Below are 17,763 nucleotides of genomic sequence, written 5' to 3'. Positions count from 1 at the left end.
AGTATAAAATATGAAAGTTACCATTGTAGGAGCAGGAAATGTTGGAGCTACATGTGCAGACGTTATTTCTTATAGAGGAATTGCCAGCGAAGTAGTGTTGTTGGATATTAAAGAAGGCTTTGCCGAAGGAAAAGCGTTGGATATCACACAATGTGCCACAAATACGGGGTTTAATACTAAAGTATCTGGTGTAACCAACGATTATTCTAAAACTGCCGGAAGTGATGTAGTGGTTATTACATCAGGAATTCCGAGAAAACCAGGAATGACAAGGGAGGAATTAATTGGTATAAATGCAGGAATTGTAAAAACAGTTGCCGAAAATGTACTAAAATATTCTCCTGATACTATAATAGTTGTAGTTTCAAATCCAATGGATACTATGACTTATTTAGCTTTAAAAGCTACAGGATTACCAAAAAACAGAATTATAGGTATGGGAGGAGCTTTAGATAGTTCTCGTTTTAGAACGTATCTTTCCCTTGCTTTAGATAAACCCGCAAATGATATCTCTGCGATGGTAATTGGAGGTCACGGTGATACCACTATGATTCCGTTAACACGTTTAGCATCTTATAACGGAATTCCGGTTTCGCAATTCCTTTCAGAAGAAGTACTTCAAAAAGTTGCTGCAGATACAATGGTTGGCGGTGCAACCCTTACAGGGCTTTTAGGAACGTCTGCATGGTATGCTCCGGGAGCTTCTGTGGCTTATTTAGTAGATAGTATCCTAAACGATCAAAAGAAAATGATTGCATGCTCTGTTTTCGTAGAAGGAGAGTATGGGCAAAATGATATTTGTATAGGAGTACCGTGTATAATTGGTAAAAACGGTATCGAAGAAATTGTAGATATTCATTTAAACGACCAGGAAAAGGCTTTATTTGCCAAAAGTGCAGATGCAGTTCGTGGCATGAATGATGCTCTAAAATCGATTTTAGTATAATAAAAACAGAAAAAAAAGAAAAAGGCTGCACTTTTGCAGTCTTTTTTTTGAGATTAATTAATAAATAAATTGGTTAATGTTTTCGTTAATTATATATTTGCTCGATTTAAAAAAAATGTTGTAATTCGTGACCTCGATTTTTTAGTTTTAAAAACTCATGTCAAGGCTTATTTTTAGGGGATTTAAAACCAAAAACAAACATAAAACATAATTAATTTTTAGTAATAATGCAGAATAAAGGACTTATTAAATTTTTCGCAATTCTATTTGCATTGGTAAGTATTTACCAACTATCTTTCACTTTTGTGGCAAACAATGTCAAAAGTGAGGCTAAAGCTTTTGCAGGAGATAATCCTGATAAAGAGCTAAAATATTTAGATTCTATTGGTAAAGAAAAAGTGTTTAATCTTGGTTTTACTGACTTCACTTATAATGAAGTAAAAAACAAACAATTAAATAAAGGTCTTGACTTAGAGGGAGGAATCAACGTAATTCTTCAAATCTCTGTTAAAGACGTTTTAAAAGGATTAGCAAACAATTCTAAAAACCCAGTTTTTAATAAATCATTAGCTGATGCAACTGCAAATTTAGAAGGAAATAAGACCTATTTAAATAAATTCTTTGAAGCTTTTGAAGCTAACTCAAACGGAAATACAAAATTGGCTTCGCCAGATATCTTTGCAAACAGAAGTTTACAAGGTGAAGGTGGAATTGATTTCCAAATGACAGATGCACAAGCTCAAAAAGTAATCAAAAGAAAAGTTGATGAGTCTATCGAAAGTGCTTACAAAGTATTAAGAGAGCGTATCGACAAATTTGGTGTAACACAACCAAACATTCAAAAATTAGGAGAAACAGGAAGAATCTTAGTGGAGCTTCCAGGTGCTAAAGATGTTGACAGGATTAAAAAATTATTAGGTGGAAAAGCTCAATTAGAGTTTTGGGAAACTTATAAAATTGAAGAAGTTGGTAACTTCTTAGTTGCTGCTAACGAAGCTTTAAAGAAAACTGAAGTTAAAAAAGTAGAAACTAAAACAGTTGCTAAAGATTCATTGAATGCTTTATTAACTGATGCTAAAGATTCAGTTGATACTAAAAAAGGAAACAATCCTTTATTTGACAAAATGATCACTCAAGGCGGCGGTCCAGTTTTAGGATACTTCGCTACAAAAGATACTGCAGCAATCAATGCTTATTTCAAAAGACCAGAAATTAGAATTTTATTGGCTGCTGACCAACACAATGCAAAATTTGTTTGGAGTAAACCAACTACTGTAAAAGATCCTAAAGCAAAAGATTTAGCAAGCGCTAAAGACATTGAAGCAGTTGAATTATATGCTTTAAAAGGTAACAGAGATAACGTACCAGCTATGAGCGGTGGTGTTGTAACTGATGCAAAAGATACTTTTGACCAAATGGGTAAACCAGCTGTTTCTATGCAAATGAACAGCCAAGGAGCTAAAGTTTGGGAAGAATTAACAGGAAGAGCTTTCTCTCAAAAAGGTTATATCGCTATTGTATTAGATAACATCGTATATTCTGCACCAGGTGTTACAAGTGGTCCTATTGCCGGAGGAAGATCTGAAATTACAGGTTCTTTTGATGTTGCTGAAACTAAAGATTTAGCTAACGTATTAAATGCAGGTAAATTACCAGCTTCTGCCGATATTATCCAATCTACTGTTGTTGGACCATCTTTAGGTCAGGCTGCAATTGATGCAGGAACAATTTCATCTGTATTAGGATTCTTATTAGTTTGTGTTTGGATGGTATTCTATTATGGTAAAGCTGGATGGTATGCAAACCTTGCTTTATTATTGAACTTACTTTTCTTATTCGGAATTATGGCAAGTTTTGGTTTTGTATTAACATTACCAGGTATTGCAGGTATCGTATTAACACTAGGTACTGCGGTAGATGCCAACATTATTATATATGAAAGAGCAAAAGAGGAATTACGTGAAGGTAAATCATTATCTGAAGCTGTAGCTGCATCTTATGGATGGCATGGTGCAATGCGTTCTATTATTGATGCAAACGTAACTCACGTTTTAACTGGAGCGATCTTATTTATCTTTGGAACAGGACCAATCAAAGGTTTTGCTTTAACATTACTTATTGGTATCGTAACTTCATTGTTTACTTCTATCTTTATTGCTAGAATTTTCATTGACAGAAACATTGCTGGAAAAGGAGATTTAACTTTCTCTACAAACATTACTAAAAACTGGTTTACTAATTTCCACTTTGACTTTATTAAAATCAAAAAATTCACTTATATCTTCTCTTCAATTGTAGTAGTTGTGAGTTTAATTTCTATCTTCTTCGTTAACGGATTAGATGAAGGTGTTGATTTTGTTGGAGGTAGAACTTTCCAGGTTAAATTTGAAAAACCAGTTGATGCTACTGTAGTATCAGATGAATTATCTGCTGAATTCGGAACTCCGGTTGAAGCTAAAATTTTAGGTGATGATGATCAATTGAAAATCACAACTAAATATAAAATTAAAGAAGATGGTGTTGCTGTCGATGAAGAAGTAAACCAAAAGTTATACAAAGGATTAATTAAATATTTCCCAAATACAACTTACGATAAATTTATCAACTCGTTTGATGGTAAAAAAGTTGGAGTATTGCAAGCTTCTAAAGTTGGAGCTTCTATCTCTGAAGACATCAAAACAAACTCATACTGGGCAGTTCTTGGGGCAATGGCAGTTATTTTCTTATACTTAATGATTTCTTTCCGTAAATGGCAGTATTCATTAGGTGCGATTGCAGCTGTTGCGCATGACGTAATCTTTGTATTAGGAATTTACTCTTTATGTTATAAATTCATGCCATTCCACATGGAAATGGATCAGCACTTTATTGCTGCTATTCTTACGGTAATTGGTTATTCTATGAACGATACTGTAATTGTATTTGATAGAATTAGAGAGTTCATCATCGGAAACCGTAAAGGTACTTTTGAAGATATCGTAAACGCTTCTATTAATACTACATTATCTAGAACATTGAATACTTCATTAATGATGATCATTGTGTTATTAACGATGTTTATCTTCGGTGGAGAATCAATCAGAGGATTTATCTTTGCCATGTTAATTGGTATTATTGTGGGTACTTATTCATCATTATTTATCGCTACACCAGTATTGGTTGACTCGATTTCTTCTGCTGATAAACACACAATCGAAGACAAGCATAACAAAGCATAATTAATTGCTTAAACTATATAAAAAAAGATCCGGTGAAAGCTGGATCTTTTTTTGTATTATATTTAATGAACTTTAAAATGATTTATGGGTAGAAAATTACTTTTATGTTTATTGCTTTTTTTCAGTGTTTTAAAAATTACCGCACAAGAAGTTAATTCGCGATTCTCAATTGGTTTTAATTATGGTTTTGGAAGTGAATTCAATAATAAAGATTACACTTTTGAAAATCACTTTTATAAAGCGCAGTTATATTATAGATTGAAAGAGACAAAACATTTTCAATATGAAATTCTGGTTCAGCCCGAAATTAATTTTGCCAAACATCAATTGTTGAATTTTTATTTTGTTAAACCCGAAACTCCGGATTATCAAGAAAAAAGAGATGAATATACAAAGTTAAAAGATGTGCGGGAATATGTATTGAATCTTGGTTTTTTAATTCGGAAACCGATTAATAAAAGTTGTTCCTTTTATGTTTTGGGAAGTGTTGGTCCAATGATTACAGACACGGAAACTGAAAGAATGTCTAAAGGTTTTGCTTTTGCAGACGTTTTAGCGCTTGGTTTTTCTTTTAGGGTACAGAAGGTCCAATTTGATATTCGTCCTGAAATACGGCATGTTTCTAATGCAGGATTAAGTAGTACGAATGCAGGTTACAATACTAAAAATATAGAGTTTGGGATTTCATATCCACATAAAAAAAAGCCCAGTATTTCGAAATACTGGACTTTTATATTTTAAGAGATTCTTATTTAATTATTAAGAAGTCGCTAAAGGGTTTCTTTGTGCTCTAATAATAAAGAAAAGACCGATTATGATAAAAGGAATACTTAACCATTGTCCGGTTGAGAATAAACCTAATTCTTCTTCGATACCTCCCTGGCTTTCTTTTACAAATTCAACTATAAATCGAACAACAAATAAAAGAACTAAAAATAATCCAAATAAGTATCCTGACTTAAGTCTTGCATTAGTTTTCCAATACAAGAAATATAAAATTGCAAATACAAAAATGTAGCAAAAAGCTTCATATAATTGCGTTGGATGTTTTGCAGGAACTTGTGCTAATAAATCAGCAAATTTAGGATCTGTTGCTATTGCAGTATAGGCGTCTTTTGGATTTGCGATTTGAGTTGCGTTCACTGCTTCTGCTTTGCTGAATTTATCATGTAGGAAACGAATTCCAAAAGCCGATGTAGTTTCATGTCCAATAATCTCTGAATTCATAAAGTTGCCCAAACGAACAAAAATAGCACCGCTTGCAACAGGAATTACTACACGGTCTAAAATCCATAATAACGAACGTTTTAAGATTTTTTTACTGTAATAATACATGGCAACAATAATAGCAATTGCAGCACCGTGACTCGCTAAACCTTGAAAACCTGTAAATTCCCAACCTTTTATAAAACCTAAGAGTGTTTCATTTTGATTTTCTTTAATTGGTAAAAATATTTCAAGAATATGATTTCTAAAATATTCCCAATCATAAAAGAAAACATGGCCTAAACGAGCTCCAATTAACGTTGCTAAAACAGTCCAGACAAATAAAGAATCTAATTTATCTAACGATTCATGTTCGCGTTCGAAAATCTTTTTCATTAGGAACCATCCTAAACCAAAAGCAATTACGAACATTAAACTGTAATAACGAATCATAAAAAATCCTAAATCTATTCCTTCTGAAGGATTCCAAACGATGTTTAAAGGCTGTGTCATATAGAGTAATGTTTTATATATGTTGTAAAAATAAATATTAAATGTGGAGCAAGTCTTTATATAAAGTTAATGTTTGTGTGAACATTTCTTTTCGGGAACGGGATCATATCCGGTTCTTCCCCAAGGGTGACAGCTTAAAATTCGTTTCATTCCTAAATATCCTCCGTAGAATAATCCGTGCATTTGCAATGCATGAATCATATAAGTTGAACACGTTGGCTCAAACCTGCATGAGGCTGGTGTAAAAGGTGAAATCGCAGTTTGATAAAAGCGTACTAATAAAACAAATGGCGTAATGACTTTCATGATTTATTAGAATTTTGTCTTTTAAATAGAGAAACTCGTTCCTTCTTTACCGTCTTTAAGCTGAATTCCTAAAGCAATTAACTGATCTCGAATTTGATCTGAAAGAGCGAAATTTTTATCTGCTCTCGCTTGATTTCTCATTCCGATAAGCATGTTTACAACACCTTCTAATTTATCATTATTGCTGTCAGCAGCTTTCTCATCGCTTAAACCTAAAACATCAAAAACAAAAGCATTTATAGCTGTCGAAAATAATTTTAAATCTTCTGCAGAAATAGTTTCTTTTCCTTCTTTTAATAAATTGATATAACGAACACCTTCAAATAACTGCGCAATTAAAATTGGCGTGTTAAAATCATCATTCATTGCATCATAACAAGCTTGTTTCCATGCAGAAAAATCAACAGAACTTGAAGTACCGGCTGTTATTGCTGGCAATGCTTCAAGAGCTTCTATTAATCTTTTGTATCCTTTTTCAGCAGCTGTAATGGCATCATCAGAGAAATCTAAAATGCTTCTGTAATGCGCCTGCAACATGAAAAATCTAGTTACTGAAGCAGAAAAGGCTTTGCTTAAAATAGTATTATCTCCACTTAAAATCTCTCCTGGTAAAATATTATTTCCGGTAGATTTTGCCATTTTCTTTCCGTTAAGCGTAAGCATGTTGGCGTGCATCCAGTAATTTACCGGCGATTGTCCTGTGCAAGCTTCATTTTGAGCGATTTCACATTCGTGATGCGGGAATTTTAAATCCATTCCACCTCCATGAATGTCGAAATGATTTCCTAAATATTTAGTGCTCATTGCAGTACATTCTAAGTGCCAGCCCGGAAAACCATCGCTCCAAGGTGAAGGCCATCTCATGATATGCTCTGGTTCTGCTTTTTTCCAAAGAGCAAAATCCTGCGGGTTTCTTTTGTCAGATTGACCATCAAGATCACGAGTGTTAGCAAGCATATCTTCGATATTTCTGCCGCTTAAAACTCCGTAATTATTGGTTTCGTTATATTTTACAACATCAAAATAAACAGATCCGTTGGCAACATAACCAATTCCGTTATCAATGATTTTTTTGATGATTTCGATTTGCTCAATAATATGCCCGGTTGCAGTTGGCTCAATACTTGGAGGTAAAAAGTTGAAAGCTTTTAAAATGTCGTGAAAGTCAACAGTATAACGCTGAACAACTTCCATAGGTTCTAACTGCTCTAAACGTGCTTTTTTAGCAATTTTATCTTCACCTTCATCAACATCATCTACAATATGACCAACATCGGTAATATTACGAACATAACGAACTTTATAATCCAGATGTAAAAAATACCTGAAAATTACGTCAAAAGACATAAAAGTCCTTACGTTTCCTAAATGCACATTGCTATAAACCGTTGGTCCGCAAACATACATTCCAACATTTCCTTCATGGATTGGTTTGAAATTTTCTTTTTCACCCGAAAGTGAATTGTATATTTTTAGTGGCTGCGTTGTATATAAAGGCATATTTATTTTTCTGTTTAACCGTTTAATTGTTGATTTGTTTAATCGTGTAAACGTTTTATTGTTTTTTAATTAGCTGCGTTTTATTCTTTGGAAAGATAATATTTTTTTAAACTATTTATCTGATTACAGATTTTTTCAATTTTTTCACGAGATTCTACATATTCTATTTCAGATACATAATTTAAATCTTTTGAAATAATTAAATGATTCAAAGTTTCCATCGCTGATGAATAGGAGATCGTTAAAAAATGAGCTTTATCTTTATTTGTGTTTCTCGAAGTTCCTTCTGCAATATTAGTAGCAATTGATGACGAGCTTCTTTTTATTTGAGACGTTATTCCGAATAATTCATTTGATGGAAATTTACTAGTTAATTTATAAATATCCAAAATGAACATTCTTGCATTCTGCCAGACTTCTAGTTTTTCAAAAGAAAAAATGTACATTCTTTTCTGTTTAATTGTTGATTTGTTTAATCGTTTAATCGAAAATTAAGACTTAGTGATGAAGCGATTAAACAAATTAACGATTAAACTAAAAATGGGTTTCCAATTTAATATAGTCAAGAAACTCTCTTTTTGTTTGAGGATCCTTGAATTTTCCACCGAATTCAGAAGTTACTGTACTGCTTTCAATATCTTTAATTCCTCTTGAGTTAACACAAAGGTGTTTTGCGTCGATAACGCAGGCAACATCTTCTGTTCCTAAAGCTTTTTGAAGTTCCTGAACAATCTGCATTGTCAAACGCTCCTGAACCTGAGGTCTTTTGGCATAATATTCAACAATACGGTTCATTTTTGATAAACCAATAACTCTTCCGCTTGAAATATAAGCAACGTGAGCACGTCCTATAATTGGCAGTAAATGGTGTTCGCAGGTAGAATAAACAGTAATGTTTTTTTCTACTAACATCTCACCGTATTTGTAATTGTTTTCAAAAGTTGAAGCTTTTGGCTGTTTTGCAGGGTTTAAACCACCAAAAATCTCCTTTACAAACATTTTGGCTACTCGGTTTGGAGTACCTTTTATGCTGTCATCTGTCAAATCCATTCCAAGAGTTTGCAGAATGTTTTCAACATCTTTTTTAATTTTTTCTATTTTTTCCTCATCAGTTATGTCAAATGCGTCCACTCTTAGAGGGTTTTTTGCATTACTGCTGAAATGACTGTCACCTATTTCGTCTAAAAAATCTTCGTTATTTATCATTAAAAACTACTATTATAATGGGTATATCTTTTTAAGGGGGTAAAGATAATTAATAAATAGGAAACCTTTTCTATGGTTTTTACTATTTAATTGATCCTTTTTGGATATAATTTAAAATTGGTCTAATTGTGACTTCTTTAAAATACAAAAGACAATAACACAAATGGCTATTGTCTTTTGAAAGTTTAAGTTTCGTTTGTTTTTTATTTGCTATTGTATACTAAAAGTGCTTCTTTTAAGATATTTACAGCAATTACTAAGTCTTTTTTATTCAAAACATACGCAATACGAACCTGATTCAATCCCATTCCAGGAGTCGAATAAAATCCTTTTGCAGGAGCAATCATAACTGTTTCGCCATTTAAGTCGTAACTTTCTAAAAGCCATTGAGCGAAATCATCAGAATCTGCAATAGGTAACTCAGCAATACAGTAAAAAGCACCTTTTGGTTTGGTTACAACTACACCTTCAATTTTATTTAATTCTGAAATTAAAGTGTCTCGACGTTCTTTATACTCACCAATTACTTCATCAAAATAACTTTGCGGAGTATCAATTGCAGCTTCGCATGCAATCTGCTCAATAGTTGGCGGACTCAATCGCGCCTGAGCAAATTTCATTACTGTTGCCAGTACTTCTTTATTTTTAGTAATCAAACATCCAATTCTTGCACCGCACATACTGTAGCGTTTTGAAACCGAATCGACCATGATTACGTTTTGCTGTACATCTTCTAGATTCATTACAGAATAATGCACATCATCGCCATCGTACAAAAACTCACGATAAACTTCGTCAGCAATTAAATACAAATCATATTTTTTAATTAAACCAGCTAATTGTTTAATTTCAGCTTCTGAATATAAATATCCAGTTGGATTACCCGGATTACAGATTAAAATTGCTTTTGTTTTTGGTGTAATCAACTTTTCGACTTCTTCGATATTTGGCAAAGCAAATGCCGTTTCGATAGTCGAAACAAGAGGAATTACGGTTGCACTTGTAGAAGATGCGAATGCGTGATAATTAGCATAAAATGGCTCTGGAATAATGATTTCATCTCCAGGGTCTGTAATTGTGGCCAGTGCAAACAAAAGGGCTTCAGAACCACCAGTTGTAACAATGATGTCTTCTGAGTTAACGTTTACATTTTGGCGCTGGTAAAATTTTGCTAATTTTTTTCTGTAGCTTTCATATCCGGCTGACGGACTGTATTCTATAATACTTAAATCAATATTTTTTACCGCCTCGATGGCCACTTCGGGTGTCTTGATATCCGGTTGACCAATGTTTAAGTGATACACTTTGTGTCCTTTTTGCTTTGCTAAATCTGCATAAGGAGCAAGCTTACGTATCGGTGATTCGGGCATGTTTCTGCCTTTGCTTGAAATTGTTGGCATGAGATTTTTTATTGAAGTGCAAATTTGCATTTTTTTTTCGAATTTAACGTAAACAATGTATAGACTTATAAAAATCTAACAATAATAAATATATTTACTAATTTTATAATAAAATATTGTCAATGAAAAAATATATTGTGTTGTTTTTTGGGTTATTGTTACCTTTTTATGTAAAATCTCAGGATAGTTTTATTATCCAAAATAACAAACAAAAGGCTGTAATCCCTTTTAAATTGATAAATAATCTCATTTTTATTCCGATTAAAGTAAACGGAATCGAGCTGAATTTCTTGTTAGATTCCGGCGTCGAAGAAACTATTTTATTTAGTATGGATGAAATGCAGGAGGTTAAATTTAATAACGTCGAAAAAATCAGACTTAGAGGATTAGGTTCTGAAAGTGAAATTGAAGGACTTAAATCGACAAAAAACACATTTGAAACACACGGATTAAGATCTGATAACCACATGTTGTTTGTAATTTTAGATCAAAGTTTTAATCTTTCGTCTCATATTGGTATTCCGGTAAATGGAATTATTGGACATAAATTCTTTAAAAACAATATTGTAGAAGTGAATTATGAAAAGCGGAAAGTTATTGTGTATTCAAATAATGAATCTATTAGAAAAAAATTAGATAAAAAATTTAAAGCAATTCCTATTACAATTGAAAAATCTAAGCCTTATATTTACACGACTGCAGTTGTAGACAATGAAGAAATTCCTGCAAAACTATTAATTGATATTGGTAATAGTGACGCTTTTTGGATCTTTGAAAATAATAAAATAAAACTTCCAAAGAGAAATTTTCCTGATTTTCTTGGAAAAGGTTTTAGTGGTGATATTGAAGGGCATCGTGCCAGAATTCAAAAATTTATAATTGATGAATTTGAATTTAAGAAACCGATTGTAGCTTTTCCAGATTCGACATCTATCAGAAATGTAAAGATGGTTCCGGACCGAATTGGTTCTGTAGGTGGAGAAATCTTAAAGCGGTTTACAGTAGTTTTAGATTATGCAGATAAAAAACTGTACCTAAAAAAAAACCACAAGTTTAAAGACCCTTTTACTTATAATAAAAGTGGAATTACAATCCAGCATAATGGACTGCAGTGGGTTCAGGAAACGGTTCATTTAGAAACTGTAAAGGTTGCTGTGTCATTAAACGAAGGAGAGCCAAACCAAAATAACGGTGGAAATTTTAGATATAAATTTTCTTTAAAGCCTGTTTATGAGATTGTCAATATTAGAAAACAATCTGCTGCAGAAAAATGTGGGTTGCAAAAGGGTGATCTTATTACATCTATAAATGGTGAGCGGCCTTATAAATATTCTTTACAGCAAATTAATCAGCTTTTGAAATCAGAAGAAGATAAATGGATTAATCTTGAAGTAGAGCGTAATAGCTTGATTTTGAAGTTTAGATTTAGGCTTGAAGATGAGTTGTAAAATATCGATTATGATTCTTTAATTTTTTTAGATTAAAAAGTTTTGTTTCAATAATGATTTTTAAAATTGTTTGAATTTTGTGAAAAAATAAGTGTTAAAACTACTTTTTTGTTTAACAAACATTAATAATTTATTAAGTTTATCAAAAAATAGCAGTTTATGGCCAAAAAATACAATGATTTCTTACGTATAATTTTATTTTTTGTTTTTTTATCATTTTTGCCCCAAATAGTTAATGCTCAATGTGCAGGTGATGATGCAGCTTTTACTGTTTGTGATATTCCTAATCCCAGCAGCAAAACAATAAATTTATTCTCACTTCTAGGCGGATCTCCTGTCGCAGGCGGAGTTTGGGAGGATGATAATTCTTCTGGAGGATTAAATGTAAATACAGGAATTTTGAATGCTCAGGTAATTAGAGCAAGTGGTATATATCGTTATACTTATACGGTTACCGGAAATGCTGGGTGTATTGATAATTCGGCAACAATTACAGTTACTATAGGCGGTTATTCTGGGGTTACTTCACCGAATGTTTCTGTTTGTAGTTCTGTAGTTAATTTTAATCTTTTTCAAGCGTTTAACGGAGTCGATGTAAGTCCCCAATTTAATGGACAATGGCACAATGACACTACAAATGAAAATGTTGTTGGATCTTCCGTGAATGTTGAAGATCTAGAAGGAACTTTTTATTTTACATATACAATGCCCGCAATAGGAACCTGTCCTGCTATGTCATCAACGGCTATAGTAACTGTTTTTAGGGCACCTGATTCAGGACAAGCAACACCTTTAATTTTATGTGCAAGTGATGGTCTATCTGGATACACAGACTTTGATTTATATAGTTTAATTTCAGGTCATGATGCAGGAGGCTACTGGAGAGAAGGTAATACTGGTGAGTTAACTTTTAAAGGAGATCATAATGTTAATATTCAAAGGATTTATAATACATACGGTGCTGGAACTTATGGTTTCAATTATGTAGTCCCGTCAACAAATCCTATATGTGCAGATGATCAAACCACATTGATTATCCGCCTTGAAGATAAACTTGATTTTACAGGAGCAATTGTTGAAGTTAATTCCGATATATGCGAAACAGAAATTTCAACAGCAACTTATAATGTAACGATAACAAAAGGACCTGCAAATATTCCTAACGGTACTTATTTTGTAGAATTTATTGTTTCAGGTCATTCGGGATCAGAAAAAGTTAGTGGAAATTTTGTAAATGGAGTTCTTACCTTTCCAATTAATTCTATATATTTTAACAAAGTTGGAATTTTTACAGTAAATATTTTAAAAATTTATCCTGCCAATAGTGCTCAAGCATGTCAAAATATTATAAATAATTTATCAGATGACTTAATTATTTATCCTATTCCAGATTTATCTGGAGCAGTAATTACTCCTGCTGTAACATGCCAAGATCAAGATGCTGTAATCCAGATTTCAAACGCTGTAAAGCTGGCAGATGGAGATTATGATATCGTGTATAAATTATCAGGAGCAACAAATGTATCTTCTCAAGTAACTAGAATTACTGTATTGGGAGGAAATGCAACTTTTGTTGTACCAGAAATATTTAACTCAAGAAGTGGTACTACTACTGTAACTATTACAGCCATTACACATGTAGTTTCGCAATGTGTTAATGCAGCCAATTTATCAGGCGAGATTCTTATTAATCCTCTGCCAAATGGTTCACTTTTAAGATTGCAAATTCAAAATGTATGTTTTGGTGAAGAAGTAACTGTCAATGTTTTGGGCCTTCAGACTTTGACTGATGTTACCTTGTCTTATAAACTTTCTGGAAGTAATATTTCTAATGTAGAAACTGTCGTTCTAAATCCAGTAAATGGAAGTTCTAGTTTTGTTATTCCATCAAATTTGCTGGTAAATTCTGGTTCAACAACAATTTCTATTATTAAAATAAAGAACAATATAACCACTTGTGAAAGTGATGTAACAGGAATATCAGGTGCTTTTATGCTAAATCCAACTCCAGCAGCACCATTAGTAAATAATCAGGAATTTTGTAAAAAAGATCAATCTACAATTGCAAATTTGCAGCCTCAGGGAGTTCAATATAAATGGTATATTTCTGCGACCGAAGTTACACCTCTTCCAAATACGTATGTTTTAAAATCGGAAGATTATTTTGTTAAGGAAACTTCAGCGGCTGGCTGCGTATCTCCTGCGGCTCAAATTACTGTAACAATAAATGATATACCAGCACCAACTCTAAATCAGGACGGGCAAAACTTTTGCGGTTTAGACAATCCAACAATTCTTGATTTGTCAAATAATACAGGATCACCTTCAACAGTTGTTTGGTATGATGCACCAAATAGTGGAAACTTGCTTTCGTCTACAACTCCTTTAGTAGATAAGGCGACTTATTATGGATTTGATTTTTCGTCGACACTAAATTGCGTTTCACAAGAAAATATTTCAGTTACGGTTTCATTAATAGTTTGTGATTCTCCAGAATATACATTTTTTGTTCCCGACGGATTTTCTCCAAACGGAGATGGAATTAACGACACTTTTACTATCCCGGACATCGATTTTTTATATCCAAATTATTCGCTGGAAATTTTTAATAGATATGGAAACGGAATGTATAAAGGCTTTAAAAATAAGCCGGCATGGGACGGAATAAATTATGAGCAAAGTGGAATTGGAGGAGGAATAGCACCAAACGGAGTATATTTTTACATTCTCTATTTTAATAAAGACAACAGACCCCCTCAACAAGGACGTCTTTATCTAAATCGATAATTTTTAATATAAATTTCAAATGAAAAAAATAATACTCTATATAACTTTCTTCTTCTATATAACATCAGTTTCCGCGCAGCAAGATCCTGAATACACACATTATATGTACAATATGAGCGTGGTGAATCCTGCATATGCGACCGGAGTTCCGGCTATGATGAATTTTGGTGGATTGTACAGAACACAGTGGGTTGGTGCAGTGGGCGCGCCAAAAACTTTTACCTTTTTTGGTCACACGGCGATTTCTGATAAAGTTGAAGCCGGGTTTTCCTTTATATCAGATGATATTGGTGATGGTGCTAAAAAAGAAAACAATATTTATGCTGATTTTGCATACGTTCTAAAATTAGGAGGAAAAAATAAACTTTCTCTTGGTCTAAAAGCTGGATTATCATCAATGCAGACTAATTTTAATGGATTTAAGTTTAATGATCCTGCTACAGATATGGCTTTCGCCGAAAACATAAATGCTACTAAACCAAATATTGGAGTTGGAGCTTATTATTTTAGAGACAATTTATATGTTGGACTTTCTGTGCCTAACTTATTGAAGACAAAATATATTGAAGAAAAATCGGGAGTAAATGCTTTTGGAGCTGAAAATATTCACACTTTTCTAACCGCAGGATATGTTTTCCAGGTAAATGATATGTGGAAAGTGAAACCTGCATTTATGACAAAATTCGTAAAAGGAGCGCCAATCTCAATAGATCTAACAGCCAATGTTTTGTACAATGAAAAGTTTGAACTTGGTGCAGCTTATAGAATTGACGATTCGGTAAGTGCTTTGTTTAATTTTAATGTAACACCTACCTTGAGAGTTGGTTATGCGTACGATTATACACTTACAAATTTAGGTCAGTTTAATTCGGGAACGCATGAAATTATGCTGCTTTTTGATTTAGATTTATTAGGCAAAGGATTTGATAAATCACCAAGATTCTTCTAAAATGAAAAATATGAAAAAACTACTCGTTATTATATTCGTATTTTCAATACAGTTTATAAATGCCCAAGATCAGGAATTGATTAGAGCAAAGAAATTTTTTGATAGAACTTATTACAGCGAAGCTATTATTTTATATGAAAAATTAGCCGAAGAAAAACCATCGCAAGAAGTAATAAAAAACCTTGCAGATTCCTATTATTATACAAATGATTTAATAAAAGCACAACGCTATTATCGTCTTTTGGTTCAAAATTATAATGACAATTTAGACAAAGAATATTATTTTAGATATGCACAAACTCTAAAAGCAACAAATGCTTATAACGATGCAAATACTGTTTTAAAAGAATATTATGCAAAATCATCAAATCCGGAAGACGTTGTTAATTTCGAAAAAGACATTAAAACTCTAGAAAATGTTTCAGCAATTGGAAAAAGATTTGAAATAAAAAATCTGCCAATAAATACACCAAATTCGGAGTTTGGAGCTGTAAAATACAAAGACAATTTAGTATTTGCAGGCGTTAAATTAAAGCCGGGAATATTTGATAAAAAATTTAAATGGGATGGTGAAACCTATTTAAATTTGGTTACAGTTCCGCTAAAAAATATTAATGCAGCTGATTCTATTACGCATTATTTTGCCAAAGAATTAAAAACCGGAATGCACGAATCAAATGCCATTTTTACAAAAGATAGCAAAACAATTTATTTTACCAGAAATAATTCTAAAAACGGAAAGAAAAAGAAAGACGACAAGAAAATTTCAAATCTTCAAATTTTCAAGGCTGAATTAGTTGGCGGAAAATGGATAAACATCACATCGCTTCCGTTTAACAGTCCAAATTATTCTGTAGAACATCCAGCACTTAGTGCTGATGAAAAAGTATTGTATTTTGCTTCAGATATGCCGGGTTCGATAGGTTCTTTTGATATTTATTCGGTAAACATAAACAAAGGCGCATTTGATACCCCAAAGAATTTAGGCCCCGAAATTAATACCAATAAAAGAGAACAATTTCCTTTTGTTTCCGCAGATAATAAACTTTATTTTTCTTCTGATGGGCATTTAGGTTATGGATCTTTGGATGTTTTTGTTTCAGAAATAAACGGAAATGAATATTCAAAACCAATAAATATCGGACTTCCGTTAAACTCAAATTTAGATGATTTTGCATTCAATATCGATTCTGAAACTAAAGAAGGATATTTTGCCTCAAATAGAGAAGGAGGAAAGGGTGGCGACGATATTTATCAATTTAAAGAAACTAAAGATTTAATTGTTGAAGATTGTCATCAATTGATTGCAGGTATTATTACAGATATCGATACTAAATTGGTTTTAGAAAATGCAACCGTAATACTGCAGGATTCAAATAATAAAACCCTCAATACAGCAACAACTTCTGCAGACGGAAAGTTTAGTTTTAGAGTTCCTTGTGAAGCTTCATATAAAGTTTCGGCTTTTAAAGAAAAATATACAAATGAATCTAAAACGGTAACTTTAGATAATATCAGAGATAAAGAAAATGACGCTTCTTTAGCATTAAAATCTTTGGAAAAAATCAAACTCGAAGAAAAAGAAAATGTTGAAAAGAAAAGACAGCAGGAAATTATTATAGAAGAAGAAAACAAGAAAAAAGAAGTTCTTGCCGCTCTAGAATTAAAGCAGAAAGAGAAGAAAGCGAAAGAAGCTGAAATTGTGGCAGCTGAAGTTAAAAAGAATGAAAAAGTAAAAGAAATTTTAGAGAAGGAAAAAGATGTTGTAAGAGATAAAGGCAGATTAATTATTAAAACTGACCCAATTTATTTTGATTACAATATGTGGTACATTCGTAAAGAATCAAAAGTTGTTTTAGGCAGAGTTGTGGCGCTGATGAATAAATATCCGGGAATGGTAATCGAAATTGGTTCGCATACAGATTCTCGTGGAAATGCAAAATTCAATGAAAATTTATCTCAAAAAAGAGCTAATTCAACCAGAGAGTTTATCATACAATCCGGGATTGATGCAAAAAGAGTTACCGCTAAAGGTTACGGAGAATCGGTGCCAATTGTAAAATGTAAAACCGATGATGCGTGCTCTGAAGAAGAACATGAATTAAACAGAAGATCTGAATTTGTAATTAAGAATTTATAATTTTTTTGAAGCATAGTAAACCCGACAGGTTTTTATCCCGAAGCTTCGGGACTGTCGGGTTTTATTTTTATAGAAAAGTTTCATAAAATCTTTTTCTTGGCTTCTTTTTTATTTAATTTTATAAAATAACCTCGAAACAAAATA

13 protein-coding genes are annotated in these 17,763 nt (G+C 32.5%); 7 read left to right on the top strand and 6 right to left on the bottom strand.

Annotation, left to right across the window (positions count from 1 at the left end; genetic code table 11):
- Positions 1 to 10 precede the first annotated feature (10 nt).
- The 3 genes from mdh to BUE10_RS05175 all read left to right on the top strand — a co-directional run bounded on the left by mdh (position 11) and on the right by BUE10_RS05175 (position 4,905).
- The gene (gene mdh / locus BUE10_RS05185) at positions 11 to 946 is read left to right on the top strand and encodes a malate dehydrogenase (protein ID WP_053470983.1); all 936 of its coding nucleotides are present in this window, start codon (positions 11 to 13) and stop codon (positions 944 to 946) included.
- Between the two features lie 227 nt (positions 947 to 1,173).
- The gene (gene secDF / locus BUE10_RS05180; protein WP_073482887.1) at positions 1,174 to 4,164 is read left to right on the top strand and encodes a protein translocase subunit SecDF; all 2,991 of its coding nucleotides are present in this window, start codon (positions 1,174 to 1,176) and stop codon (positions 4,162 to 4,164) included.
- 84 nt (positions 4,165 to 4,248) lie between these two features.
- Complete coding sequence (locus BUE10_RS05175) at positions 4,249 to 4,905, top strand: acyloxyacyl hydrolase (protein WP_073482885.1); 657 nt, start codon at positions 4,249 to 4,251, stop codon at positions 4,903 to 4,905.
- An 18-nt stretch (positions 4,906 to 4,923) separates the two neighbouring features.
- Here the strand turns inward: BUE10_RS05175 and lgt are convergent, their stop codons facing one another.
- The 6 genes from lgt to BUE10_RS05145 form a co-directional block, all read right to left on the bottom strand.
- Positions 4,924 to 5,883: a prolipoprotein diacylglyceryl transferase gene (lgt, locus tag BUE10_RS05170; RefSeq protein WP_073482884.1), complete on the bottom strand. Its 960-nt coding sequence runs from the start codon at positions 5,881 to 5,883 to the stop codon at positions 4,924 to 4,926.
- A gap of 66 nt (positions 5,884 to 5,949) precedes the next feature.
- Positions 5,950 to 6,189 carry a membrane protein insertion efficiency factor YidD gene (gene yidD, locus BUE10_RS05165; RefSeq protein ID WP_073482882.1) on the bottom strand — a complete coding sequence of 80 codons (240 nt, stop codon included), beginning with the start codon at positions 6,187 to 6,189 and terminating at the stop codon, positions 5,950 to 5,952.
- Positions 6,190 to 6,210: 21 nt separating this feature from the next.
- Complete coding sequence (cysS, locus tag BUE10_RS05160; RefSeq protein WP_073482880.1) at positions 6,211 to 7,689, bottom strand: cysteine--tRNA ligase; 1,479 nt, start codon at positions 7,687 to 7,689, stop codon at positions 6,211 to 6,213.
- Between the two features lie 80 nt (positions 7,690 to 7,769).
- Entirely contained in the window at positions 7,770 to 8,135 is a 366-nt protein-coding gene (locus BUE10_RS05155) for a four helix bundle protein (protein WP_073482878.1), read from the bottom strand.
- 88 nt (positions 8,136 to 8,223) lie between these two features.
- On the bottom strand, positions 8,224 to 8,895 hold the full coding sequence (gene folE / locus BUE10_RS05150) for a GTP cyclohydrolase I FolE (protein ID WP_073482876.1): 672 nt from the start codon (positions 8,893 to 8,895) through the stop codon (positions 8,224 to 8,226).
- 203 nt (positions 8,896 to 9,098) lie between these two features.
- Positions 9,099 to 10,295, bottom strand: coding sequence for a pyridoxal phosphate-dependent aminotransferase (locus tag BUE10_RS05145; protein ID WP_073482874.1), 1,197 nt, complete (start codon positions 10,293 to 10,295; stop codon positions 9,099 to 9,101).
- A gap of 122 nt (positions 10,296 to 10,417) precedes the next feature.
- Here BUE10_RS05145 and BUE10_RS05140 point away from each other — a divergent pair, with 122 nt between their 5' ends.
- The 4 genes from BUE10_RS05140 (at position 10,418) to BUE10_RS05125 (ending at position 17,619) form a co-directional block, all read left to right on the top strand.
- Positions 10,418 to 11,743: a PDZ domain-containing protein gene (locus BUE10_RS05140; RefSeq protein WP_073482872.1), complete on the top strand. Its 1,326-nt coding sequence runs from the start codon at positions 10,418 to 10,420 to the stop codon at positions 11,741 to 11,743.
- Between the two features lie 159 nt (positions 11,744 to 11,902).
- Entirely contained in the window at positions 11,903 to 14,530 is a 2,628-nt protein-coding gene (locus BUE10_RS05135; protein ID WP_073482870.1) for a gliding motility-associated C-terminal domain-containing protein, read from the top strand.
- 19 nt (positions 14,531 to 14,549) lie between these two features.
- A complete protein-coding gene (locus BUE10_RS05130; protein WP_073482868.1) occupies positions 14,550 to 15,479 on the top strand; it encodes a PorP/SprF family type IX secretion system membrane protein in 930 nt (309 codons plus the stop codon).
- 10 nt (positions 15,480 to 15,489) lie between these two features.
- The gene (locus BUE10_RS05125; protein WP_073483071.1) at positions 15,490 to 17,619 is read left to right on the top strand and encodes an OmpA family protein; all 2,130 of its coding nucleotides are present in this window, start codon (positions 15,490 to 15,492) and stop codon (positions 17,617 to 17,619) included.
- Positions 17,620 to 17,763: the final 144 nt, after the last annotated feature.

Origin of the sequence: Flavobacterium sp. CF108, from assembly GCF_900129795.1 — a bacterium.
Classification (GTDB): domain Bacteria; phylum Bacteroidota; class Bacteroidia; order Flavobacteriales; family Flavobacteriaceae; genus Flavobacterium.
The sequence above is the reverse complement of the archived record's forward strand: the minus strand, read 5'-3'. Positions and strand labels throughout refer to the sequence as shown.